Origin of the sequence: Deinococcus aestuarii, assembly GCF_018863415.1 — a bacterium.
Taxonomy (GTDB): domain Bacteria; phylum Deinococcota; class Deinococci; order Deinococcales; family Deinococcaceae; genus Deinococcus; species Deinococcus aestuarii.
Window position 1 is genome coordinate 119,629 of record NZ_JAHKSN010000002.1, and the last position, 21,911, is coordinate 141,539.

24 protein-coding genes and 1 other RNA gene are annotated in these 21,911 nt (G+C 72.1%); 7 read left to right on the forward strand and 18 right to left on the reverse strand.

Features of this window, described 5'->3' with window-relative positions; genetic code table 11:
* Positions 1 to 51 precede the first annotated feature (51 nt).
* The gene (locus IC605_RS03645; protein ID WP_216319174.1) at positions 52 to 1,704 is read left to right on the forward strand and encodes a VOC family protein; all 1,653 of its coding nucleotides are present in this window, start codon (positions 52 to 54) and stop codon (positions 1,702 to 1,704) included.
* 65 nt (positions 1,705 to 1,769) lie between these two features.
* On the opposite strand, the gene IC605_RS03650 is transcribed toward IC605_RS03645, so the two are convergent.
* The 3 genes from IC605_RS03650 to IC605_RS03660 all read right to left on the reverse strand — a co-directional run bounded on the left by IC605_RS03650 (position 1,770) and on the right by IC605_RS03660 (position 3,390).
* Positions 1,770 to 2,489: an SDR family oxidoreductase gene (locus IC605_RS03650; protein WP_216319176.1), complete on the reverse strand. Its 720-nt coding sequence runs from the start codon at positions 2,487 to 2,489 to the stop codon at positions 1,770 to 1,772.
* A gap of 77 nt (positions 2,490 to 2,566) precedes the next feature.
* Positions 2,567 to 2,803 carry a hypothetical protein gene (locus tag IC605_RS03655; protein WP_216319178.1) on the reverse strand — a complete coding sequence of 79 codons (237 nt, stop codon included), beginning with the start codon at positions 2,801 to 2,803 and terminating at the stop codon, positions 2,567 to 2,569.
* 95 nt (positions 2,804 to 2,898) lie between these two features.
* Complete coding sequence (locus tag IC605_RS03660; RefSeq protein ID WP_246580493.1) at positions 2,899 to 3,390, reverse strand: hypothetical protein; 492 nt, start codon at positions 3,388 to 3,390, stop codon at positions 2,899 to 2,901.
* A gap of 107 nt (positions 3,391 to 3,497) precedes the next feature.
* Between IC605_RS03660 and IC605_RS03665 the strand changes: the two genes are divergently transcribed.
* Positions 3,498 to 4,151: a MazG nucleotide pyrophosphohydrolase domain-containing protein gene (locus IC605_RS03665; RefSeq protein ID WP_216319180.1), complete on the forward strand. Its 654-nt coding sequence runs from the start codon at positions 3,498 to 3,500 to the stop codon at positions 4,149 to 4,151.
* A complete protein-coding gene (locus IC605_RS03670) occupies positions 4,148 to 4,756 on the forward strand; it encodes an NUDIX hydrolase (protein WP_216319182.1) in 609 nt (202 codons plus the stop codon). The genes IC605_RS03665 and IC605_RS03670 overlap by 4 nt, the downstream gene beginning before the upstream one ends.
* 49 nt (positions 4,757 to 4,805) lie before the next feature.
* Here IC605_RS03670 and IC605_RS03675 read toward each other — a convergent pair whose 3' ends face one another.
* The 7 genes from IC605_RS03675 to mraZ form a co-directional block, all read right to left on the reverse strand.
* On the reverse strand, positions 4,806 to 5,828 hold the full coding sequence (locus IC605_RS03675; protein ID WP_216319184.1) for a PEGA domain-containing protein: 1,023 nt from the start codon (positions 5,826 to 5,828) through the stop codon (positions 4,806 to 4,808).
* A 315-nt stretch (positions 5,829 to 6,143) separates the two neighbouring features.
* On the reverse strand, positions 6,144 to 7,316 hold the full coding sequence (locus IC605_RS03680) for an ABC transporter permease (protein WP_216319187.1): 1,173 nt from the start codon (positions 7,314 to 7,316) through the stop codon (positions 6,144 to 6,146).
* Positions 7,317 to 7,573: 257 nt separating this feature from the next.
* Positions 7,574 to 8,257 carry a 3D domain-containing protein gene (locus IC605_RS03685; protein WP_216319190.1) on the reverse strand — a complete coding sequence of 228 codons (684 nt, stop codon included), beginning with the start codon at positions 8,255 to 8,257 and terminating at the stop codon, positions 7,574 to 7,576.
* 418 nt (positions 8,258 to 8,675) lie between these two features.
* Positions 8,676 to 10,031 (reverse strand): peptidoglycan D,D-transpeptidase FtsI family protein, encoded by a 1,356-nt coding sequence (locus tag IC605_RS03690; RefSeq protein ID WP_216319193.1) that lies wholly within the window; start codon positions 10,029 to 10,031, stop codon positions 8,676 to 8,678.
* Entirely contained in the window at positions 10,022 to 10,378 is a 357-nt protein-coding gene (locus IC605_RS03695) for a hypothetical protein (RefSeq protein WP_216319195.1), read from the reverse strand. Before IC605_RS03695 ends, IC605_RS03690 begins: the two co-directional genes overlap by 10 nt.
* On the reverse strand, positions 10,375 to 11,274 hold the full coding sequence (rsmH, locus tag IC605_RS03700; protein ID WP_216320256.1) for a 16S rRNA (cytosine(1402)-N(4))-methyltransferase RsmH: 900 nt from the start codon (positions 11,272 to 11,274) through the stop codon (positions 10,375 to 10,377). The genes IC605_RS03695 and rsmH overlap by 4 nt, the downstream gene beginning before the upstream one ends.
* A gap of 5 nt (positions 11,275 to 11,279) precedes the next feature.
* On the reverse strand, positions 11,280 to 11,708 hold the full coding sequence (mraZ, locus tag IC605_RS03705; RefSeq protein WP_216319198.1) for a division/cell wall cluster transcriptional repressor MraZ: 429 nt from the start codon (positions 11,706 to 11,708) through the stop codon (positions 11,280 to 11,282).
* 679 nt (positions 11,709 to 12,387) lie between these two features.
* On the opposite strand from mraZ, the gene IC605_RS03710 reads away from it, so the two are divergent.
* Positions 12,388 to 12,996: an SGNH/GDSL hydrolase family protein gene (locus IC605_RS03710; protein ID WP_216319201.1), complete on the forward strand. Its 609-nt coding sequence runs from the start codon at positions 12,388 to 12,390 to the stop codon at positions 12,994 to 12,996.
* A 59-nt stretch (positions 12,997 to 13,055) separates the two neighbouring features.
* Positions 13,056 to 13,409 (forward strand): DUF423 domain-containing protein, encoded by a 354-nt coding sequence (locus tag IC605_RS03715; RefSeq protein WP_216319204.1) that lies wholly within the window; start codon positions 13,056 to 13,058, stop codon positions 13,407 to 13,409.
* A gap of 69 nt (positions 13,410 to 13,478) precedes the next feature.
* On the opposite strand, the gene rnpB is transcribed toward IC605_RS03715, so the two are convergent.
* The 4 genes from rnpB to IC605_RS03735 all read right to left on the reverse strand — a co-directional run bounded on the left by rnpB (position 13,479) and on the right by IC605_RS03735 (position 16,342).
* Positions 13,479 to 13,913, reverse strand: an RNA gene (gene rnpB / locus IC605_RS03720) — RNase P RNA component class A.
* 47 nt (positions 13,914 to 13,960) lie between these two features.
* The gene (locus IC605_RS03725) at positions 13,961 to 14,722 is read right to left on the reverse strand and encodes a pseudouridine synthase (RefSeq protein ID WP_216319207.1); all 762 of its coding nucleotides are present in this window, start codon (positions 14,720 to 14,722) and stop codon (positions 13,961 to 13,963) included.
* Positions 14,719 to 15,090 carry a hypothetical protein gene (locus IC605_RS03730; protein ID WP_216319211.1) on the reverse strand — a complete coding sequence of 124 codons (372 nt, stop codon included), beginning with the start codon at positions 15,088 to 15,090 and terminating at the stop codon, positions 14,719 to 14,721. Before IC605_RS03730 ends, IC605_RS03725 begins: the two co-directional genes overlap by 4 nt.
* Before the next feature lie 34 nt (positions 15,091 to 15,124).
* The gene (locus tag IC605_RS03735) at positions 15,125 to 16,342 is read right to left on the reverse strand and encodes an MFS transporter (RefSeq protein WP_216319214.1); all 1,218 of its coding nucleotides are present in this window, start codon (positions 16,340 to 16,342) and stop codon (positions 15,125 to 15,127) included.
* Positions 16,343 to 16,426: 84 nt separating this feature from the next.
* On the opposite strand from IC605_RS03735, the gene truB reads away from it, so the two are divergent.
* Entirely contained in the window at positions 16,427 to 17,368 is a 942-nt protein-coding gene (gene truB / locus IC605_RS03740; RefSeq protein ID WP_216319219.1) for a tRNA pseudouridine(55) synthase TruB, read from the forward strand.
* 19 nt (positions 17,369 to 17,387) lie between these two features.
* The gene (locus IC605_RS03745) at positions 17,388 to 18,260 is read left to right on the forward strand and encodes an alpha/beta fold hydrolase (RefSeq protein ID WP_216319222.1); all 873 of its coding nucleotides are present in this window, start codon (positions 17,388 to 17,390) and stop codon (positions 18,258 to 18,260) included.
* A 22-nt stretch (positions 18,261 to 18,282) separates the two neighbouring features.
* Here IC605_RS03745 and gatA read toward each other — a convergent pair whose 3' ends face one another.
* The 4 genes from gatA to IC605_RS03765 all read right to left on the reverse strand — a co-directional run bounded on the left by gatA (position 18,283) and on the right by IC605_RS03765 (position 21,858).
* Positions 18,283 to 19,743, reverse strand: a complete 1,461-nt coding sequence (gene gatA, locus IC605_RS03750) for an Asp-tRNA(Asn)/Glu-tRNA(Gln) amidotransferase subunit GatA (protein WP_216319225.1) — start codon at positions 19,741 to 19,743, stop codon at positions 18,283 to 18,285.
* 72 nt (positions 19,744 to 19,815) lie between these two features.
* On the reverse strand, positions 19,816 to 20,577 hold the full coding sequence (locus IC605_RS03755; protein WP_216319228.1) for a DUF4388 domain-containing protein: 762 nt from the start codon (positions 20,575 to 20,577) through the stop codon (positions 19,816 to 19,818).
* A 100-nt stretch (positions 20,578 to 20,677) separates the two neighbouring features.
* Positions 20,678 to 21,220 (reverse strand): SMC-Scp complex subunit ScpB, encoded by a 543-nt coding sequence (gene scpB, locus IC605_RS03760; RefSeq protein ID WP_216319231.1) that lies wholly within the window; start codon positions 21,218 to 21,220, stop codon positions 20,678 to 20,680.
* On the reverse strand, positions 21,217 to 21,858 hold the full coding sequence (locus IC605_RS03765; protein ID WP_343216492.1) for an L-threonylcarbamoyladenylate synthase: 642 nt from the start codon (positions 21,856 to 21,858) through the stop codon (positions 21,217 to 21,219). Before IC605_RS03765 ends, scpB begins: the two co-directional genes overlap by 4 nt.
* Positions 21,859 to 21,911 lie beyond the last annotated feature (53 nt).

Consider the following 21,911-nt stretch of genomic DNA (forward strand, 5'->3'; position numbering starts at 1 on the left):
GCCTGGGCCGGGCTCACACCAGATCGTTTAACGTTGAGATACCCTGGCGATATGACCTCCTCTCCTCCCCGTCTTCCCGGCACGACACCCGTCCAGGGCCTGCACCACGTCACGGTGATGGCGCAAGGCCCGCAGCGCAACATCGACTTCTACTCCCGGACGCTGGGGCAGCGGCTCGTGAAGGTGACCGTCAACTTCGACGATCCGGGCACGTACCACTTCTATTACGGCGACCTCACCGGGCAGCCGGGCACGATCATGACCCACTTCCCCTGGCCGGACGCGAAGAGGGGAACCCGGGGCAACGGCGAGGTCGTGGCGACGGCCTACAGCGCCCCCCGAGCGAGCCTGGACTACTGGCGGGACCGCCTGCGCGAGCACGGCTTCGAGCCCCGCGAGGGCACCCGCTTCGGCGAGACGGTGCTCACCTTCGAGGACCCGGACGGCACCTGGGTGGAATTGATCTTCGAGGACGGCCAGCCCGTGCAGCCCTGGCCCGCGAGCCCGGTGCCCGGGGAACACGCCCTGCGCGGCTTCCACTCGGTCACCGCCTGGGTGCGGGACACGGGAGGGGTACGTGACCTCCTCGTGGGGCAGCTCGGCTTCGCGGAAGCTGGGAGCGAGCCCGACGCGGAGGGAAGGCGGACCCGCTTCCGGGGCAGCGGGGAGGGCGTGGGCCTCTTCGTGGACGTGGTGGAACGGCCCGGGAAGGGGCGGGGGAACTTCGGCGCGGGCAGTATCCACCACGTCGCCCTGCGGACCCGGGACGACGCCGAGCAGGAGGCGTACCTCGCGGGGCTGACCGGGGCCGGATACCGCCCGACGCCCGTGCAGGACCGCCAGTATTTCCACTCGATCTACTTCCGCGAACCGAACGGGGTCCTCTTCGAGATCGCCACCGACGCCCCCGGCTTCCCGGACGACGAGCCCGTGGAGGAACTCGGCAGGCACCTCAAACTCCCCGCGTGGTTCGAGCCCCGGCGCGCGACCATCGAGGCTCACGTCCCGAAGATCGTGAGCCTCGAGTACGGGGTCACCATCGGAACGCGGGAACTGGACGCCGCCCCCCGACCGGCGCCCGACGTGAACGGCGTTCAGGTCCACACGGCGGGCCGTCCCCTGGGCGAGGCGCGGGTGGCGATGGTCCTGCTCCACGGGCGGGGCGGGACCGCGCCCGACATCCTGGGGCTCGCGGACGAGTTCAACCTCAGCGCCTTCGCCTACCTCGCCCCGCAGGCAGAGGGGAACACGTGGTATCCCCTCTCCTTCCTCGCCCCCGTGGAGCGCAACCAGCCCTTCCTCGACCGGGCGCTCGCCACGGTGGACGGGGTGCTGGGCGAGCTGGAGGCGCGCGGTATCCCGCCGCAGAACGTCGTGCTGGGCGGCTTCTCGCAGGGGGCGTGCCTCGCGCTGGAGTATGCCAGCCGGGCGGGCACGCAGCTCGGCGGCGTGGTGGCCCTCAGCGGCGGGCTGATCACGCTCGACCAGGCCGGGGACCTCGGCGGCACGCCCGTCTTCATGGGCGTCGCGCCCGACGACGCGCACATCCCCCTCGCGCGCTTCGAGGAGAGCGCCGCACATTTGCGGGAGCAGGGAGCCGAGGTGGACGCCCGCGTCTACCCCGGCCTGGGGCACGCGATCAACAAGGACGAACTTGACGCGGTGCGGGAGATCATGCAGAGGGTGGTCGCCGGGAGCGTCTAGGGGCATGAAAAAGGGCGCGCCTCCTCGGACCTGGGGGCGCGCCGGCTCCGTTCCCGCCGGGAGGCCTACTTCTGCGGCGGCCTGCTCGGGCGCACCTCGACGCGGCTGGGGAGCGTCCGGGCGGGCATCTCCAGCAGGTCGAGGGTGAGCTGGGCGATGTCCTCGGGCTGGATTTTCCAGGCGTCCGCCCCGCTGGGGGTGTGCCCGGCGAAGTGGGTGGCGACGCTTCCCGGCATGATCTGGGTCACCTTGATGTCGTGCCCCCGCAGGTCGAGGGTCAGGACCTCGGACAGGCCGTTGAGGCCGAATTTGCTCGCGTTGTACGCGCCGCCGCCCGCGAAGGGATTCCGACCCGCGAGGCTGGAGAGCGTGAAGATGTACCCGCCGCGCCGCTTGAGGGCCGGGATCGCCGCCTTGACCGTGTAGAAGGCGCCGCTGAGGTTGGTGTCGATCACGTCCTGCCACTGCTCGATGCTCAGGTCAGCGACGTTGGCGAAGTGGCCGACGCCCGCGTTCACGAACAGCACGTCGAGCCCGCCGAAGGCCGCGACGTGGGCGTCCACCTCGCGCACGAGGGCCTGCGGGTCACGCACGTCGCACACCACGCCCCTCGCGTCCCTCCCGATGTTCCGGGCGGCGGCCTCCACCTCGTCCGGGTTGCGGCTGGTCAAGGTCACCCCGTAGCCCGCCTCTGCCAGGGCCCGCGCGACCGCGAACCCGATCCCCTTGCTCGCCCCGGTCACGAAGGCGCTTCTCGTGCCCGCACCCGTCTCGCTCTGCGTCATCCGGGAACGCTAACACGGCCCACTCCGGAAACGGGGGCAGGTGAAGGGGCCCTCAACCCCCGCGCCCGCCCCCGTCGTCAGGAGCCGAGGAAGGTCTGGGCCTCCGGGTCGTCCGAGTGACGACGAACCGAGTCGAGCGCCACCGCCAGAACGCAGACCCCGGTCACCAGCCCGGCCGTGACGAGGCTCAACTCCAGCCCGCCGCCGAGCAGGAAGACCACCAGCCCCAGCAGCAGGGCCAGCGGCACGATCCAGGCGAGGCGCTTGCGGACGCTGACGAAGGCGCAGTACCGAAGGTGGGCCGCTCTGTTCATTCGTGTTCCCTCCACATCGTTTCTTAATTGTGGGGGGAATGTGTGAGAAATTCGTCATCCTCTCCGGCGGACGGGTGGGTGGGCCGGGCGGGGGCTCAGGGCAGGCGCTTGATGAGCTCGCCGTAGATGTAATTCGCGGCCTCCGCCTGCTGCTGCCAGAGGGTGAGCAGCCCGAAGGAGTCGTCGAGGCTGACGCGCTCACCGCCCGGCAGATCGAAGACGAGGCGGGCGCTGAGCTTGGCCCAGGGCACCAGGGCGCCCGGTGCGACGAGCACGGGGGTGACCCGGATGGCCCCCGGCGTGCCGGGATCGGCGGCGACGGTGGCCCCCGGGTAGCGCCGCTTGATCGCGCTCGCGGCGTCGCGCCGCATCGCGCCCAGGACCCCGGCCCGCTGCCCGGCGTCGAGGACGTTGGGGTTGCCCTCGAGGCGCGGGTCAAGAATCACGTAGGTGGCGGTGCTGAGGGTGCGCGCACTCCAGGCCGGGGCGGGCTGGGGCGGGGTGGCCCCGGCGGGGGCGGCGCCCAGCCCCGTCAGGGCGACGAGGGCGAGGGCGGTCCGGGCTCTGTGGCGGGCGGTCGAAGTCATGCCGAACAGTGCAGCACACCCTGGCTGACGCACCATGAATCCGGCGTGAGCGCACACGGCGGCGGGCCTCCGGCCCCTGCCCGGCGAGGTTCGCCCTAGCATGGGCCATGCAAGAACTGCTGCTGATCCTGCGCCGACTCCGGGCTCCCGACGGTTGCCCGTGGGACCGCGAACAGACCCACGAGTCCCTGCGCCCCTACCTGCTGGAGGAAGCCGCCGAGGCGGTGGACGCCGTGCCGGAGGGCGGCGAGGCGCTCGCCGGGGAACTCGGGGATGTGCTTCTCCAGGTGGCCTTCCACTCGGTGATCGCCGAGGAGGCGGGGAGCTTCACCCCCGCGGACGTGGAGCGCCTGATCGTGGAAAAGCTCGTGCGGCGCCACCCGCACGTCTTCGGGACGGTGGAGGTCTCCGGCGCGGACGAGGTGGTCACGAACTGGCAGGCGATCAAGGCCGCCGAGCGCGGGGGCAGGCCCCGCAGCGCCGCCGAGCGGGTGCCCGCCGCGCTGGGCGCCCTCGCCCGCGAGACCCGGGCCCAGAAGCTCGCCGGACGCGCGAAGGGGGGCCCCGGCGGGGTGCGGGAGGCCCTCGACGCGGCCCCCGACACCGCCGAGGGCGTCTCGGACGTGCTCGCGGCGGTGGTCGCCTGGGCGCGCGGGCTGGGCGTGGACGCGGAGGTCGCCCTGCGTGAGCGGACGCACGCGGCGCTCACGTCGCTGCCCGACCCGGAGACCGCCCAGCAGGCCCCGCAGGCGGGCGCGTGACCCTGCCCGGCGAGGCGACCGATCCGCTGGACACCGCGCAGGCCGACCCCTGGGCCGTGTGGGTGGGGGGCCGCACCCGGGTCCCGCTCGACCTGCCCGAGTACCGCCGCGCCGCCGTCCTCGTGGCGCTGACCCGCGAGGCCGACCCGCGGGTGCTGCTCACCGTGCGCTCGGCGGACCTGCCGACCCACCGGGGGCAGATCAGCTTTCCGGGCGGCAGCCTGGAGCCGGGGGAAAGGCCCGTGCAGGGCGCCCTGCGCGAGGCCCAGGAGGAGGTGGGCCTCGACCCTGCCTCGGTGGGCGTTCTCGGCGAACTCGACGACGTGTTCACCCCCATCGGCTTCCACGTCACGCCCGTGCTCGCGCGGATTCCCGCCGAGCCACGCCTGACCCTCACCGCCGAGGTCGCGCAGATCATCCTGCCCACCCTGGGCGAGCTGCGGGCCCTGCCCCTGGGCACCGAGTGGCGCACCCTGCCGTCCGGGGAGCGCGTCCCCCTCTACCGCTACCCCTGGCGCGGCCACGACATCTGGGGCATGACGGCGCGCGTCCTCCACGACCTCCTGACCCAGGGACCGGCGGGGACGGAGAGGCGGGACGGCTAGCGGCAAAAGCCCCCACCACAGCGGGCGGGGGCGGCGGCCGAGCCGGGGCTCAGCGGGCGGGGGCGATGGTGATCTGGGCGTCGCGGTTGACGTTGTAGTTGCCGATGAAGGTGCGGTAGCCGGGGGCGATCAGGACGACCTCGCGGCCCCCCCGGGGCACGGTGACGCTCAGGACGCCGCCGCGAATGGTGCCGACCTCCTGGCCGTCCACGAAGACCCGGGCGCCCTCGATGCGGCTGCGGATCGAGAGGGTGAACTGGCCGCTCACCACGGGCGCGGGCGTCACGGCCTGGGCGAACTCGACGTTCAGGTTGGTGGTGCTGCCCGCGCGCACCGAGATGGTCGTGGTGTAGTCGCGGAAGCCGGGGGCCTGCACGCGCACGGGGTAGGTGCCGGGGGCGATGTTCGTGTAGGTGACGTTCGCGCCGCCGAGCCGCTGGCCGTTGAGGATCACGGTGGCGTTGGGGACGTTCGTGCCCACGAAGAGGCTGCCGGTCTGCACGGGGTTTTGCGCGACCACGGTGAAGAAGGCGGTGTCGCTGATCCAGCTATTTTGCGGGATGGGGTTGACCACGATGCTCAAGGCCTGGGCGAGCTGCTGCTGGCCGCGCGCCGTGACGGTGGCGAACTGGTCCTGGCCCGTCTTGAAGGAGCTGAGCTGATCGAGGTTCAGCGGCGTCAGGCTGGCGAGCGCGAGCACCTTGTTCAGGCCCACGTCCTCACCGACCGTGAAGGTGAAGTTCGCGCCCTGCGCCGGGAAGACGGTGGTGGTGTTCGCCTTGACGAAGTTGCCGTCGCTCAGGCGGTTGGGGAGGATCTGGGTGACCTCGCCGTTCGCGTCCACGTTGAAGAGGTAGACGTAGGCGTCACGGTTCACGCTGGTGCTGAGGCGGATGTTCTCGCCCGCGCGGTAGGTGGGGTTGGCGTTGCCGGTCTGGTCCTTGTCCACCCGCACGCTCACCGCGAGGTCAGGCTGCACGGGATTCACGATGATGCTCTGGGCGCTGATTCGGGGAGCCGCGGCGGCGGTGCCGAGCAGCATCGCGGCGGGGATCATCAGAAGCTTCTTCATGGGTACCTCCGAGAAGAAGCCTACGGGGAGCAACTTGACGCGCCATGAGCGGGCCCGCGCGGAACGTTAATAGGGATTCAGCCCACCGTCAGGAAGTTGATGACCGTCTGACACGACATTTTTCACATCGGCCAGGGCAGGGGGAAGCGGCCAAGATGAAGGCCGAGCTGAGCACGTCTGAGGGCACGGAGGACGTGGGAAGAGGCTCCCCGAGCGGAGGGCAGGCCTCCCCACCTCGCCCGGCGGGTCTGGCCCCCGCCCGGAGCGTTCGCCATCAGGCGGACAGCCTCCCCTCTTTTCCTTGCGTCCGTCGCGTCAGCGGATGATCCGCGCCGGTTCCACGTTCGCCGCCCGCCGCGCCGGGATCAGGGCGGCGAGCAGGGTGGTGCCCAGGCCGACCGCGTTCACCCACAGCAGGTCGGTCAGCCGCACCTCGACGGGCAGCGCGGTGATGAAGTAGAGGTCGCCCGGAAGCTGGAAGGGCCGCACGCTGAAGTACGCGCTGATGCCGAGCCCGAGCAGGTTGCCGAGGATGAGGCCGCCCAGCCCGAGGGCCGCCCCCTCCAGCAAGAAGGTCCGGGTGATCACCCCCCGCGTGGCCCCGATGGCGCGGAGGATGGCGATCTCCTGCGTCTTCTCGAACACGGCGAGGGTCAGCACGTTGGCGATCCCGAAGGCCGCGACGATCACGATCAGGAACACCACGAAGCCGATCACCCGCTTCTGGAGGGCGAGCTGGTCGAGCAGCGTGCCGTACAGGCTTTGCCAGGGCACCGGGGCGTAGGGCCGGGTGCGCGTGAGGTCGTTGCCGACCGCCGGGGCGAGGGCCGGGTCGTGCAGCCGGAGCTGGTAGCCGGTGATGTTCTGCGTCCCTTGCAGGCGCTGGAGGGTGCCCAGGCTGGTGAAGGCGTACCCGGAGTCGATCAGGTAGTTCCCGGTGGAGAACACGCCCTTGACCCGCAGGGTCGCGCGGCGCTGGAGGCTGTTCAGGAGCCGCACCTCGTCCCCCGTGAAGGCTCCCACGCTGCGGGCGAGGGCCGAGCCGAGGAGCACCTCGCCGTCGCCCAGGCCGCGCAGGAGAGCACCCTCCTCCGGGTTGAGTTGCAGCACCCGCGCCGCCTCGGGCGTCACGCCGAAGAGGGTGGTGAAGTCGACCCCGGCGCCCCGGCCCGCGCTCGCCGGGCGGGTCAGCAGGCCCTTGTCCCCCAGGAAGGGCACGAACGCTTCCACCCGGGGATCGGCACGCATCGCGGCCTCCAGCGCCGGATCACGCGGAACGGGCGTGAACGCCGTCACGCTGAGGTGGGGGCTCGCCCGCAGGGTCGCGTCCACCAGGGCCCGGGTAAAGCCGTTCGTCAGGCTGAGCGCGGCGATCAGGACCATCACCCCCACCGCGATGCCCAGCACGGTCAGCACGTTCTGGGTGCGCCGCCGGGCAAGGTGAGCGCGGGCGAGGGTCCAGGCGAAGTCGGGGGATGTGCGGGCCACGTCCCGGGGAGGATAACAGAGGGCGCCCGCGCGGCCCGGGAACGCCACGGCAACCCCCGGACCACCCCCCGCAGGAATGCCGTCAGGCTGGGCGCGGCGAGCCGTCTCAGAGGGGTTGGCGTGGACCCGGGTTTCCCTGGCTTGACGGGACCAGCGAAATCCGGCTTCGACCGCCCGGGCTTCACCCCCTCAAAATGGGGCGTGGGCCGAGCCACCCGGGCCGCCCACACTCCTGCGTTCAGCGTTGTGCCCCGGGCTCAGCGCACGGCGGTGATGCGCACCTGACGGGCACCGAAGCGGATCGCCTGGCCGCGGCTCGCCATCCAGATGTCGATGCTGTTCGTCTTCCGGGCGGCCATGGTGTCCTCGACGGTAAAGACCTGGCCGCGCAGCAGGCTGCCCGTTCTCCCGCTGAGGTCTTCCACGGTGACCCTGCTCCCGTAGGGAAACACCCGCAGCAGGTCGCGGCTGAGGGCCACCACGCCGCTGCGAACGCGGGTGCCCGTCGCGGTGATGAAGGGCGTGCTGTCCGTCTGGCCGGGGGTGCTGCTGTAGGCCGTGGCCCGCGCGATCACGCTGCGGCCCGTGCGTCTCGTGGTCTGGGCGACTCCGGCCTCGGCCGCCTGGATCGCCCGCGCGCGGGCCTGCGCGGCCTGGGCCGCCTGGGTCTGCGTGCGGGTCACCGCCGCCTCCCGAACCTGGGTGGGCGTGGGCCTGAGCTGCGTCTGTGCCGTCTGGGGTCGGACATTCCGCGTCGGGGCGGGGGCGGCCTGCACCACCGGCGCCTGCACCTTGGATGGGGCCGCAGGAGCGGTGGGCGTCAGGGCATCCCGCACCGCCGCCTCGGCGAAGGCGGCGGCAGGGAGGGCCGGGGCAGCGCCGGCGACGCCGAACGCCCCAAGAACGAGGACGGGCATCCAGCGTTTGAAGTGATGAAGCATGGAACTCCTCCGAACGTTGCTCTGGGCACGTCCTCTGCAATCAATTGGGTTGAATCCTGGCCCTTCGGGCCGCTTTTCTCCGCCCAAGATTAAGAGGAGAACCTAAGCCAAAAATTTGAGAGCTGGCTTCGCGCTCTCATAACCCGGCCTTAGGTTAGACAGATTGATACGGTTGAAGACGCCTATTTACGGCTTCTGACGCGTTGATTTGAAGATGAGCCCCTCTCTAATCCTCTTACCCATCTTCTCACCAATCAAGGTGGTCGGAACATGGGTGAAAGCCCTGATATGCCACAGGGAACGAGAGGGAGTGGCAGAGGGTGTAAGCGGGATGACACTTCTTTCCTTAACCTTCTGGTGAAAGAGTGTCTCGTCCTCAGTGACGCTGCCTTAGCCTCCGGCGTTTCTCATTTCTCTCTTATTTCTGATTTTCAGTTTCCTTCGGGGTGAGCAGGGGTGCGGTGGCCCAGCGCGAGAGGACTTCGGAGGCGATGTCGCGGTAGATGGGCGCGGCGAGCTGGGAGCCGTGGTAGTCGAGGCGGGCGCCGTGGACCATGACGGCGACGGTGACGCGGGGGGCGTCGGCGGGGAAGAAGCCGGCGAACACGCTGTCGTAGATGTCGCTGGCGTACCCCTTGGCACCCTCCGAGACCTGAGCGGTGCCCGTCTTGCCCGCGAGCGCGTAGCCCTTGAGGCCCGCCTGGTGGGGAATCCCCTCCTCGATGACGGCCTGGAGCATCGCGCGGGTGGTGCGGGCGGTCGCGGGGCGCAGGACCTCGCGGCGCTCGCCCGCGGGTTCGCCCTCGACCAAGCGGGGCGAGACGTAGAGGCCGTCGTTGGCGACCGCGTTGTAGGCGGCGGCGAGTTGCAGGGTGGTGCTGCTCATGCCCTGGCCGAAGGCGTTGGTGGCGCGCACGAGGTCGTCCCACTTGCGCAGGGGCTGGAGCCTGCCCGTGCTCGTCATGACGGTGGGCATCGTCACGTCCTTCCCGAAGCCGTAGCGGCCCAGGTACTCGCGCATGTCCCCGGCGGGAAAGTGCTCGACGATGTGGCTCATGCCCACGTTGCTGCTGTAGCGCAGGACCTGCCGGGTGGTCAGCTCCTTGGGGTGAGCCACCGCGTCACGGATGGTGCTGCCCCAGCGGCCCCCCACGAAGCGGTGCATAGGGGTCTCGTACTTCGTGTTTGGAGTGGTGAGCCCCTCGTTCAGGGCCGCCGCCACGATCAGCCCCTTGATCGTCGAGCCCGGCTCGAACACGTCGAGGAAGGGGCGGTTGCGGCGGTCGTCGCCGCTGTACTCGCGCCAGCGGTTGGGGTCGAAGGGCGGGTAACTCGCGGCGGCGAGCACCCGGCCCGTGCGGGTTTCGAGCACGACCACCGAACCGTACTCGGCCTGGTGCTTGGGAATGGCGGTCGCCAGGGCCGTCTCGGCGGCGGCCTGCACGCCGGGATCGAGGGTGAGCCGCAGATTCTCGCCTGCCGCCAGCCTGCGGTCGTAGGCGTACTCCAGCCCCTCCAGGCCTTCGGTGCTGCCCAGCATCCCGACGACCTGCCCGGCGAGCTTGCCCTGCGGGTAGACGCGCTTGCCGTTCACGCTGCGGGCGAGGACGGAGCCGTCGGAGGCGGTGATCTCCCCGCGCGACTGCACGGCCGTTTTCTTCACCCCCTGCGGCACCCCCCATTCGAGCTGGGCGTAGGCCCACACCAGGGTCAGAAACATCGCCAGCGCGATGAGCTGCATCAGGCGGGAGCGGTGGCGAATCTTTACCTCCATGCGGTCGTCACCTCCACGGTCGTTCTGGCGGGAAGGGGGGCGGGGGCGGGGACCCCCGTCAGCTCGGCGGTCTTCTTGGGCGCCTCGGCGAAGCGGCGCATCCCGTTGGCAAAGGCCCAGTCACGCACCCGCTGGGGATTGCCGAGGGCCTGCACCCGCAGTTCGAGTTCGTCGCGCTCGGTGGTCAGGGCCGCCTCCCGTTCCTGGGCGGCGCGCAGGGTGGGCCGCACCTCCTGGGTGAGGGAGCGCGCGGTGACCAGGGCGAGGGCGAGCAGCAGGTAGATCGCCACGTAGCGGATCGCGCGGGCCCGCCACGTCGCGGCGCTGAGGTCGAGCCTGGTGCTCACGCGGCCACCTCCGCCCGCTTCTCGGCGGCGCGGAGCTTGGCGCTGCGGGAGCGGGGATTGCGGGCCTGCTCCTCCTCGGAGGCCTCCACGGGCCGCTTGGTGAGCGGGGTCAGGGTGGAGCTGCCCCGCAGGAACCGCTTGACAATCCGGTCTTCCAGAGAGTGGAAGGAGATCACGGCGAGCCGCCCCCCCGGCGCGAGCAGGGTCTCGGCGGCCTGAAGCCCGCCCCGCAGGGCACCGAGTTCGTCGTTGACGTGAATCCGCAGGGCCTGGAAGGTCCGCCGCGCGGGGTGGATGCCCTTCGAGAAGCCCGGGTACGCCCGCTTGACGATCTCCGCGAGGCGCATGGTGGTCTCGATGGGGGCTTGCTCCCTCGCCTGCACGATGGCGCGGGCGATGCGGCGCGAGTGGCGCTCCTCGCCGTACTCGTAGATGATCGCGGCGAGGTCCTCTTCTGGAGAAGTGTTCACCACGTCGGCGGCACTCTCACCGGCCTGAGCCATCCGCATGTCGAGGGGCGCTTCCGTGTGGTAGGAAAACCCGCGCCCAGCGTCGTCGAGCTGGAAGCTGCTCACGCCGATGTCGAGGAGCACGCCGTCCACCCGCGTCACGCCGAGGGGGGCGAGGAGGGCCTGCATGTCGCGGTAGTTGCCCTCCACGACGGTGAGGCCGGGGAGGTCGGACGCGCGGGCGCGCTCCAGGGCGTAGGGGTCCTGGTCGATGCCGACGACGCGGGCGCCCGCCTCCAGCAGCAGGCGGGTATGCCCGGCGCCGCCGAGGGTGCCGTCCACGATCAAGCGGCCGGGGGCGGGGGCGAGGGCTTCCAGAATTTCGGCGGCGAGGACGGGGGTGTGGGAGAGGGGGCCTGGGGTGGGGACGCCGGGGGCAATATTCATGTTGGTCACGCCACGAAGTTGGCGAGAAGGTCAGGTTGGGGCGGGTCGCTCTGGACGGCCAGGATGGCGGCCTCCCAGCGGGCCGGGTTCCACAGTTCCAGGCGTCCGGGGGCGCCCGCCACGATCACGTCGCTCTCCAGCGCGGCAAAGGCGCGCAGCGTCTGCGGCACCGACACGCGGCTTTGGTTGTCGAGCCGCGCCTTGCTCGCGCCGGAGTAGAAAAAGCGCACGAACGCCCGCGACGCCGCGTCCGTGAGCGGAAGACCCTCGAGCTGTTCTTCCACCCGCCGCCAGCTCGCCAGCGGAAAGACGTACAGACAGCCCTCCATGCCGCGCGTGAGCACCATCCCGTCCTCAACGAACTCCCGAAAGGGCGGCGGCATGACCACGCGCCCCTTGTCGTCGATGGTGTAGGGATACTCTCCAAACGGCAAAGTCTCCTCGGTTCCCACCCGTGACCCACCGGCAAGGCCGGAAACTTCACAGGTGTGACAGCCCATTCCCGCGCTGTGGACGCAATTTCCGGGCTGTGCGGGGAGTGTAACAGTCTCACCCACGAATTACCACCAATTCCCACAATTCCTCCCACCTCCCCCTCGCTACCGGCCCGGTGTCCCACCACGAGGCCGGTTCAGGTAACGGCTTGCATCCGGGCTCTCCATAGGGGCGTCGTGCCCTGAGCCAACCCCCTCTTGTCAGGCCCGGTAGTCCGGGAAGATAGACTCACCCCAATGCTGTCTAGACTTCTGATTTTTCAGGCTGTGGAAAGGAAAGTGCCCTGCCAGAGGTCGTCTTTCGCACGCCTTCCCAAGGGCGGAGCAGATGGCGCGACGAATTGGGAACACGGTCAGCCATAAAGAATCTTGCATTTCAGAGGAGGTGCGGTTAAGGTCCGCACGTTGAGTGGTTCAACGTATTTCAGTTTTTGGAACGTCGGGTCGTCTCTCGGACGGGCTGGACTCATTGCACAGGAGCGTATTCATGCCAATTTCTTTCAGAGAGCAGGCCCCCCGGAGTCTCGTCGGTCCCGTTCTGCTGGCGTTCGGTCTCCTTGTCAGCGGTTGTACGGGTCCGGGCGAGGCGGTCAGCCCTCCCGCTGCCTCCCCTTCGAGTGTGTTGCAGCTCATGCCGTTGGGCGACTCCATCACCGACGGGTACAACGTTCCGGGTGGGTACCGCGTCAACCTCTTCCAGAAACTCGCGGCGCGGGGGCCTGGGATCGACTTCGTGGGCTCGCTCAGCAACGGTCCCGCCCAGTTGCAAGACCGTGACCACGAGGGCCGCAGCGGGTGGCGCATCGACGAACTCGCCGCGCAGGTGAACGGCTGGCTCGACACGTACCAGCCCAAGACGGTGCTGCTGATGATCGGCACGAACGACATCCTCCAGAACCGCGATCCGGCGAACGCTCCGGCGCGGCTGGGGGCCCTGCTCGACCAGATGAGCACCCGGCGCCCGGACACGCAGATTCTGGTCGCCTCGCTGCCGCCGCTGGCGGACACGGCGCAAAACGTCTGGGTCGAGCGGTTGAACGCCGCCCTGCCCGCGCTGGTCGAGACCCGGGCGGACCAGGGCCGGAAGATCACCTTCGTGAATGCGGGCGCAGCGCTGACGACGGGCGACCTCGCCGACGGGGTTCACCCGAACGCGGGTGGGTACAGCAAGCTCGCCGACGCCTGGTACGGCGCCCTGACGGGCACCCCGGGGGCGCTCACTCCCTGAGCGGCGGGGCGAGCGGGCGCGGGACAATCTCCCACCCACCCGCCACGTAGCCTCGGCCCATGCGAAGCCTCAACCCCACCGCCCTCGGCGCCCTGCTCGCGGCCATCGGCGTGGCCCTGGGGGCTTTCGGCGCCCACGCCCTGCGGGAACGGCTTGACCCCGGCGCCCTCGTCAACTTCGAGACCGGGGTGCGCTACCAGATGTACGCGGCCCTGGCCCTCCTCGCCCTGGGCACCCGGCCCGGGGGGCGGCGCGCGACGGGCCTGCTGCTCGCGGGCGCCGTGATCTTCAGCGGCACCCTGTACGTCCTCTCGCTCACCGGGCAACGCTGGCTGGGCGCGGTCACGCCCGTGGGGGGAGCGCTCCTGATCGCGGGCTTTCTGGTGGCGGCGCTGGACGCCCGGGGGAAGTAGACGGGGAGCCGCACCGACCTCCCACACTTCGAACCCGCCGTCCCCTTGCGACAGGACGGCGGGCTTGGCTGGTGCGGGGGGGCGGTAAGCCGGGTTCTGTCTCCCACGTTCGTGGGGCACGGTCATCTCTCTGGGACGCACGTCGCCGCGCGCCTCGAGCGACCATCCTGGCGGTCACGGGGACGGGCCGTCCCTACCGCGCTGTCGGGTCTTGCACCAGATGGGGTTTACCAGCGCCGCCCGGTCTCCCGGGAGCCTGGTGCGCTCTTACCGCACCGTTTCACCCTGACCACCCCCACCCGCGCCCGGGCTCTGCGTTCTGCACGCCGGAGGTGGCGGTCTCGTTTCTGTGGCACTGTCCTTCGGCTTCGCCGCCTCCCGTGTGAAGGGGCGCTTCACGCGGGCGCTGTGGCTCGCCGACCAGCCGTTAGCTGGCATCCTGCCCTGCGGTGCCCGGACTTTCCTCACCCCTGTCTCCAGAGGCGCGACCGTGGACCCCCCCGCACGGAAAGTGTAGCAGGGAGGCAGCCCTCTTTTCTCTACAAACCCGCCTACCCCCACCGCCCCAGCGTCTCCCGCTCGGCACGCTCCCACAGGCGGCGGGGCACCTCGGCGGGGTGGAGGAGGTCGTGCAGGTCGCGCTCCGAGAGCGGGCGGTACTCGCCGGGGCCGAGGTCGCCGAGCCACAGCCCGCCCACCCGCAGGCGCAGCAGCCGGGCGACGGGGTGCCCGAGGGCTTCGAGCATCCGGCGCACCTGACGGTTGCGGCCCTCGCCGAGGGTGACGAGGGCGCCCCCCGGGGCGGGCCGGGCGGCGAGGGCGCGGGCGGGACCGTCCTCCAGCTCGGTGCCGTCCACCAGGAGCCCGAGTTCGGCGTCGGTGGGGTCGCCCTCCCCCAGCGTCCAGGCGCGGTAGACCTTCTCGTGGCCGTAGCGGGGGTGGGTGAGGGTGAGGGTGAGGTCGCCGTCGGTGGTCAGGAGCAGCAGGCCCTCGGAGTCCTTGTCGAGGCGCCCGACCGGGTGCAGGCCGGGAACCGGGGGCATGGCGGCGAGCACGTCGCGCCGCCCGTACTCGTCGCGGGCGGTCGTGACGTACCCGGCGGGCTTGTGCAGCACGAAGGTGACCTTTTCCGGGGCGGCGGTCTCGATGAGACGGCCGTCCACCCGCACCTCGTCGGCGGGGGTGACGGTGCGTCCGAGCGCGGCGACCTCGCCGTTCACGGTGACGCGCCCGGCCGTGATGAGGTCCTCGGCGGCGCGGCGCGAGGCGACCCCGGCCCGCGCGAGGCGTTTCTGGAGCCGCTCGCCCGTCACAGGCGACCCCGGCGGGACGGCACGGCGAGCAGCCCCACCACCGCGAGCAGGGTCAGGGCGAGCGACAGGGCGAGCATCGCGGTGCGGACGGGGGCGGGCAGGGTGTCTTGCAGCCGCAGCGCGGGCGCCACGAGTGCGGCGACGGTGAGGAGGTTCCCGGCGGCGAGGAAGAAGACCGGGCCCTCGTCGGGGCGCAGGCTCGACACGAGCAGGAAAGCGCCCCAGGCGGTGATCAATCCGCCCGTCACCCGCGCGAGCCACAGCGGGGACACGCCCAGCAGGGTCGCCGCCGTGGGGGGAAGGAAATAGAGAAACAGCCCGACTGGCAAGAATACCAGCGCCGTCAACCAGAACGCGGCCCGCAACACGCCCGTCAGTGTACGCGGGGCGGGGCCCCGGACTTCAGCCCGTCGCCGGGTCCGCCCCTGCCCCGCCCCGTCGCCGCAGCCACGGCAGGGCCGCCAGGGCACCGAGCACGCACCCCAGCCCCGACAGGGCGATCACCCACTCCGCCCGCAGCCCGATGAGCAGCACTCCTCCGAGCGCGGTCCCGAGGGGCGCCGCCGGGCCGAGCAGCATCGCCCGCACGCCGAAGAGGCGCCCGTGTTCCCCGGAGGGCACCCTGCGCTGGAGCAGGGTGGTTTCGAGCGCCGTGTACGGCCCCCAGATCAGCCCGCCCGCGAACATCACCGCCAGGGCGGGGCCCACCCCCGGCGCGAAGGCGAGCCCCGTCACCGCCACCCCCCACAGCGCCATGATCGCCGCGAGCGTCAGGCTGACCGGGAAGGCCCGGCTCAGGGGGCCGACGAGCAGGGTCCCGAAGAGGCTGCCCACCCCCAGCGCCGACCACAGCGCCCCGTACCCCTGCGCCCCGGTGCCCAGGCTCTCCCGGGCGAAGACGGGCAGCGCGGCCTCCAGCGGCCCGTAGACGAAGTAAAAGAGCGTGGTCAGGCCCAGGGTCGCCAGCACGGCGGGGGTCCAGCGCCGCCCGCGGGCGGTCTCCGTCCGGCCCACGGCCCGCCCGCCCCGGGGCAGGCGCGGCAGACTGCCCAGGGCCCAGGCCATGAACAGGAAACTCAGGGCGTCCACCAACAGGGCCCGCGGCGCCCCCCACGCGGCGACGAGCAGCCCCGCGAGCGCCGGGCCCAGGACGGTGGGCACCTGGGTGGTCAGGCTGTAGGCGGCGTTGCCCTGCTCCAGCTCCTCGTCGGGGAGGAGAGCGGGGACGAAGAGCCGGGCGCCCACCTGCGTGGCGGGGGCGAGGGCCCCCATCAGGGCCGAGATCACGAAGACCGTCCACAGCTCCAGCGTCCCCAGGGCATCGAGCAGCGGGATCAGGACGATCAGCCCCGCCCGGGCGAGGTTGTCGAGCCGCATCAGGGGCGCGGGCTGGGAGCGGTCGAGGGACCGGCCCCACAGCGGCCCGGTGACGACGGCGGGAAGGGCGAAGCACAGCAGCAGCGCCCCCACCGCCGCCCCGCCGCCCGTGCGCTCCAGCACGAACCACGTCAGGGCGAGCCAGCTCAGGGTGTCCCCCAGCCCCGACACGAGCGCCCCCAGCCACAGCCGCGCGAAGGTGGGCCGGGTTCGCAGGACGGACAGGAGGGAGACGCGCGGCATGAGAGCCCAGTATGCGGGGGGCGCGGCCACGTCGGACAGGGGCGGCGGCACCGGGTCGCCCCTGCCCCTGCTAGGCTGCCTCCCATGCCGGTGATCGCCGTGGACAAACCCCTGGGCCTGACCTCGCACGACGTGGTGAACCGGGCGCGGCGGGCGCGGGGCACCCGGCGGGTGGGCCACACGGGCACCCTCGATCCCCTCGCGACCGGCGTCCTCGTCCTGTGCGTGGACGCCTCCACCAAGCTCGTGCAGTTCATGGAGGCGGACACCAAGGCTTACCTCGCCTGGATCAGCCTGGGGGCCGGAACGCCGACGCTGGACGCGGAGGGGCCGGTGACGGAGCAACAACACGTCGCCATGCCGACGGACGAAGCCTTGGACGACCTCCGTGAAACGCTCTACACCTTCATTGGCCCTCAGGCGCAGGTGCCGCCCCAGTACAGCGCCGTGCAGGTCGGAGGCAGGCGGGCCTACGCGGTCGCGCGCTCGGGGGGTGAACTCGATCTTCCGGCCCGCAATGTCGTGATTCACTCGCTGGACCTGCTGGGGGTGTACCCCAGCGTGGAAGAGGCGCCCCATGCCTTCTCGCGCGGTGACGGGGGGTGGACGCCGGACTCGGACGGGCGCAGCTTCACCCTGCCGCCGCCGCTGGGCCGCTTTCCTACCCTGCTCGTGCGGGCGAGCGTCGGCAGCGGGACGTACCTGCGCTCGCTCGCCCGGGACGTGGGGGCGGCGCTCGGCGTTCCGGCGCACCTCGCCGGGCTGGTCCGCACGCGCGTCGGCCGTTACGACCTCGCGGAGGCGGTGAGCGTCGAGCACCTGGCCGACGCCGAGGGCCTGCCCGACCTCGCCGCGCTCGACTTCCCCCACATCGAGGCGAACGAACGGCTGGCCCGTGAGCTGCGGCAGGGCAAGCGGCCGAAGAGCGCGGCGCTGGGGCGCCACGTCGTCACCCTGGACGGCTCGCTCGTCGCGGTCGTGGACGGAGACGGGGGGGCGCTGCGGGTGGTGCGGGCGTGGGCCTAGCTCCCCTTACACTGGCGGCATGGATGACTTTCGGCAGCTCGATGTGGGCGACACCCGGCTGCACGCCGTCTTGCGGGGACCCGAGACTTTCCCTCCCCTGATCGTGCTGCACGGCGGGCCGGGGCTGGACCACACCGAATTCGCGGACTACCTCGACCCCCTGACGGACACCGTGCGGCTGGTGCTCCTCGACGAGCGGGCGCAGGGCCGCAGCGACCGGGAGGCGCCCGCCGAGACCTGGACCCTGGGGCAGATGGCCGCCGACGTGAGCGCCGTCGCCCGCGCGCTGGGTGCGCCGCGTTACGCCGTGTTCGGGCACTCGTACGGCGCCTTCGTGGCGCTGCAACACGCGGTGGAGCACCCCGGTGCCGCCGCGGCCACGGTCGTCTGCTGCGGGGTGGGATCGAGCCGCTGGCTGGACGACATCCCGGAACGGCTCCAGAGCTTCGAGCCCCCCGAGCTGCGGGAGCAGGTGCAGACCTCGTGGGCGAACGAGGCGGACGTGCGGACGGAGGCCGACCTCGCCCGCCTGATGCACGAACAGATGCCCTGGCATTTCGCCGACCCGCGCGACCCCCGCATCGCGGACTACGAGGTGCGGGTAGAGGCCGCCGGGCCCCGCTACGCCCCGGACGTCCTGCGCCAGTTCAGCGTGGCCGGGTACGGCGGGATCGAGGTGGAGGACCGCCTGGAGCGGGTGACCGGGCCGCTGCTCGTCCTCGCCGGGCGGCATGACCGCACCTGCCCGCCGGGGGCGAGCGAGCTGATCGCCACCCGCGTCCCCGGGGCGGGACTCCACATCTTCGAGGGAAGCGGCCACATGCCCTTCGTGGAAGAACCGGAGGCGTTCCTGGGTGTGGTGCGGGGCTTCTTGCGGGGCAGCCTGGCCTGAGCGCCCGGCTCCCGACCCGGCCTCAGCCCCCGTACCCCGGCGCCACCTCCGCCCGTACCGCCCCCACGCCCTCCAGCCCGCCCGCCAGCGTGATGAGCCGTTCGTCCCTGAGCGCGGGCGCGATGAACTGGATGCCGACCGGCAGCCGCACCCCGTCCACCGTCTCGAACCCGGCGGGCACGCTCAGGGCCGGGAGTCCCGCGAGGTTGACCGCCACCGTGTCCACGTCGGCGGCGTACATGGCAAGGGGGTCGCTCGTCCTCGCGCCGCGGCGGAAGGCGGGGAAGGGGCTGGTCGGGGTCACGAGCACGTCCACGTCCGCCAGCGCCTGGGCGAAGTCCTGCGCGATCAGGCGCCGGACCTTCATCGCCTTGGAGTAGTAGGCGTCGTAGTACCCGCTGGAAAGCGCGTAGGTGCCCAGCAGGATGCGGCGTTTGACCTCGCGCCCGAAGCCCTGCTCGCGCGCCCGGGTCATGCTGGTCACCACGTCGGGAGCCGGGACGCGCTCGCCGTACACCATGCCGTCGTAGCGGGCGAGGTTGGAGCTGGCCTCGGGGGTGGCGATCAGGTAGTAGGCGGCGATGGCGTGCCGGACGGAGGGGACGCTCACCTCGGTGACGGTCGCGCCTGCATCCCGCAGGGCGGCCAGCGTCTCCGCCAGCACCGCCTCCACCCCCGGCGTGTTGCCGTTCAGGCTCTCGCGGACGACGCCGACCCGCAGCCCCCGCAACTCGTCCGGGGTGCCCGCGCGGAAGGCGGGGGGCGCGTCGAGGCTCGTCGCGTCGCGCGGGTCGTGCCCGGCGATGACGTTCATGATCAGGGCAAGGTCCTGGGCCGTGCGCGCGAAGGGGCCGATCTGGTCGAGGCTGCTGGCGAAGGCGACGAGGCCGTAGCGGCTCACCCGCCCGTAGGTGGGCTTGAGGCCGTACACCCCCGTGAAGGCGGCGGGCTGGCGCACGCTGCCCCCGGTATCGCTGCCGAGGCTGACGGGCGTAACGTTCGCGGCGACGGCCACCGCGCTCCCCCCGCTGCTGCCGCCGGGCACCCGCGCCGGGTCCCAGGGGTTGAGGACGGGTCCCCACGCGCTGCTCTCGTTGCTCGACCCCATCGCGAACTCGTCCATGTTCGCCTTGCCGACGATCACGGCCCCAGCATTGCTCAGGCGCTCCACGGCGGTCGCGTCGTAGGGCGAGACGTAGGTCGCCAGGATGCGGCTGCCGCAGGTCGTGCGGGTGCCCGTCACGTTGAGGTTGTCCTTCACGACGACCGGGACGCCCGCCAGGGGCAGGGTCTCCCCCGCCTCCAGCCGGGCCTGGACCCGCCCGGCCTGCTCATCCGCCCGGTCGTTCAGGCTGATCAGGGCGTTGAGATCGCGGGCCGCCTCGGCGCGGGCGCGGGCGGCCTCGAGGAGGGCCTGCGGGGTGGTTTCGCGCGCCTGCACGGCGCGGGCGAGGTCGGCGGCGGTGGGGGGGGCGTCGGGCATGGGGCCTAGTCTAGCCGCGAGGCCGGAGGACGCAGGCGGGCGCACGTCAGATGACCGGGGGCCTCACCGCCCTTACACGGGCCGCACGAGCACGCTCTCCCCCGCCCGCCACCCGGCTCGCAGGAGCAGTTCGGGCGGCACGAGCAGTTGGGCGCCGAGACTCACCCCCCCGCGCACGGGCAGGGTGGCGACCGCGCCCCCGGGCCCCCGCACCGCCACCTGGGCGAAGTGGCGCCCCAGATCGTCGCGCCAGCGCTCCCAGATCACGCCGTCGAGCACGGCCACACCCGTCACCTCCCGCGTCACGGTGACGGTCAGCCGCGCGACCCGCACCTCCCGGCGGGCGAGCAGCCCCAGCCGCACGAGAGAGGCGACCAGGCCCCGGGCGGCCGGGTCCACCGCGACCTCCGACAGGGGACGGCCCTGCTCGATCTGTCCCAACAGCCGCTGCTCCTGAAGCGTCCAGCGCAGGCCCGCCAGGCGCCCGGGCGAGGTCACGCGGGCGGGGCCGCCGAAGGGCAGCTCGGGGGGGGGCAGCTCGCGCAGGGCCTCCAGCGCGACCTCATCCACGCTCAGGCCGGGGCCGGGGGCGGGGTGGCGCAATCCCTCGTCGAACCCGAAGCGGCCCCGAGGATCGCGCAGCAGCCGCACGAGCGCGGCGGCGCCCTGCTGCCCCCCGAAACTCAGGTGGCGCAACCTCCCCTCCTCCAGCCACGCCTGGAAGGTCCCGTCGGGGCGCTCCACCCGCAGCGCGCCCGTGCGCCCCTGCCCGGCGAGGAGCGCGAGCAGTCCCAGAAAGTCGAAGGTTTCGAGGTTGGCCGAGGGCTGGGTCATGGGCGGGTGGAAGGGCCCGTGCCCCTTCCAGAATCGCCCTGTTCTCTCACGGTAGCCGGGAACACACAATCGGCCTGATGGGGGGGGGGTCGCCGGGCCCTCACCCGCGCAGGAGGTGGGAGAAGTCGGCCCCGTCGAGCGGCGGGAGGTCGTGCAGGCTGCCGAGGCCGAACTCCAGCAGGAACTTCTCGGTCGTGCCGTACAGCAGCGGCTGGCCCACGGCGGGGCTGCGGCCCACGACCTTCACGAGTTCGCGCTCCTGGAGGGTGAGGACCGTGCCCGCGCTGCCGCCGCGCATCGCCTCGATCTCAGCCCGCGTGATGGGCTGGCGGTAGGCGATCACCGCGAGCACCTCCAGCGCGGCGGGGCTGAGAGGGGGCAGCGGCGGCGGCGCGAGGATGGGCGCGAGCCTTCCCGCCAGCCCCGGCGGCACAACCAGCCGGTAACCCCCCGCGACCGCCTCCACCAGGAAGCCCAGGCCCGCCCGCTCCACCGCCTCCCCGAAGGCCCGCACCGCCCGCTCGGCGGCCTCCTCGGGCAGGCCGAGCAGCTCGGCGACCTCGCGGCGGGTGACGGGCCGCCCGGCGGCGAGCAGCGCGGCGCCGATCAGGGCGTGGGCGGCGGGGGGCTCGGCAGACGTCAAGCGCCCACCCCGCAGGCCCTGAGCCGCTCCCGGATCAGGGAGGCGGGCACGGCCCCCTCGCGCAGCACCTCGACCTCCCCGCCCCCCGGCCACACCCGGACGACGCTGCTCGCCCGGCCCGAGGCGGGGACACCCCCCTCCGGCAACAAGAGGTCCGCCAGCCCATACTCCTGGGCCTGCCCGAAAGTCCGCGCGGCCTCCCCTCCGCTGGGGTTGAGGCTGGTCGTGGCGAGGGTGCCCCCGCACGCCCGCAGCAGGGCGAGGGCCACCGGGTGGTCGGGCACCCGCACCCCCACCCAGCCCCCCGGCGCGAGGTCAGGCGGGCAGGCAGGACTCGCGGGAAGCACCAGCGTGAGGGGGCCGGGCCAGAGGGCCGCCAGGGCACCGAAGGCCGCGCCGCCGAGGGTCAGGGGACGCGCCGTCCGGGCATCCACACATGAGACCTGCACGGGTTTGGCGGCGTCTCGATCCTTGAGGGCATACAGGCGCTCCACCTGGCCGGGATGCACGGCCAGCCCCCAGACGGTCTCGGTGGGGTAGCCCACCACCCCGCCCGCCAGGATGACCCGCGCGGCCCGTTCGACCTCGGGGGTCCAGTCCGCCGTCACCGAGCCGCCCATCACCGAGTCCTCCGTCACGCTGCCTCAACCTTTCCCGGCCCGCCCGTGCTGTAAGGCGGGCGCAAGACGGC

What these genes read in the sequence shown, in the direction of transcription:
- IC605_RS03645 (WP_216319174.1), top strand. Translation starts at nt 52, where the DNA reads ATGACCTCCTCTCCTCCCCGTCTTCCCGGCACGACACCCGTCCAGGGC.
- IC605_RS03650 (WP_216319176.1), bottom strand. Translation starts at nt 2,489, where the DNA reads ATGACGCAGAGCGAGACGGGTGCGGGCACGAGAAGCGCCTTCGTGACC.
- IC605_RS03655 (WP_216319178.1), bottom strand. Translation starts at nt 2,803, where the DNA reads ATGAACAGAGCGGCCCACCTTCGGTACTGCGCCTTCGTCAGCGTCCGC.
- IC605_RS03660 (WP_246580493.1), bottom strand. Translation starts at nt 3,390, where the DNA reads ATGACTTCGACCGCCCGCCACAGAGCCCGGACCGCCCTCGCCCTCGTC.
- IC605_RS03665 (WP_216319180.1), top strand. Translation starts at nt 3,498, where the DNA reads ATGCAAGAACTGCTGCTGATCCTGCGCCGACTCCGGGCTCCCGACGGT.
- IC605_RS03675 (WP_216319184.1), bottom strand. Translation starts at nt 5,828, where the DNA reads ATGAAGAAGCTTCTGATGATCCCCGCCGCGATGCTGCTCGGCACCGCC.
- IC605_RS03685 (WP_216319190.1), bottom strand. Translation starts at nt 8,257, where the DNA reads ATGCTTCATCACTTCAAACGCTGGATGCCCGTCCTCGTTCTTGGGGCG.
- IC605_RS03690 (WP_216319193.1), bottom strand. Translation starts at nt 10,031, where the DNA reads ATGGAGGTAAAGATTCGCCACCGCTCCCGCCTGATGCAGCTCATCGCG.
- rsmH (WP_216320256.1), bottom strand. Translation starts at nt 11,274, where the DNA reads ATGAATATTGCCCCCGGCGTCCCCACCCCAGGCCCCCTCTCCCACACC.
- IC605_RS03715 (WP_216319204.1), top strand. Translation starts at nt 13,056, where the DNA reads ATGCGAAGCCTCAACCCCACCGCCCTCGGCGCCCTGCTCGCGGCCATC.
- IC605_RS03735 (WP_216319214.1), bottom strand. Translation starts at nt 16,342, where the DNA reads ATGCCGCGCGTCTCCCTCCTGTCCGTCCTGCGAACCCGGCCCACCTTC.
- truB (WP_216319219.1), top strand. Translation starts at nt 16,427, where the DNA reads ATGCCGGTGATCGCCGTGGACAAACCCCTGGGCCTGACCTCGCACGAC.
- IC605_RS03745 (WP_216319222.1), top strand. Translation starts at nt 17,388, where the DNA reads ATGGATGACTTTCGGCAGCTCGATGTGGGCGACACCCGGCTGCACGCC.
- gatA (WP_216319225.1), bottom strand. Translation starts at nt 19,743, where the DNA reads ATGCCCGACGCCCCCCCCACCGCCGCCGACCTCGCCCGCGCCGTGCAG.
- IC605_RS03755 (WP_216319228.1), bottom strand. Translation starts at nt 20,577, where the DNA reads ATGACCCAGCCCTCGGCCAACCTCGAAACCTTCGACTTTCTGGGACTG.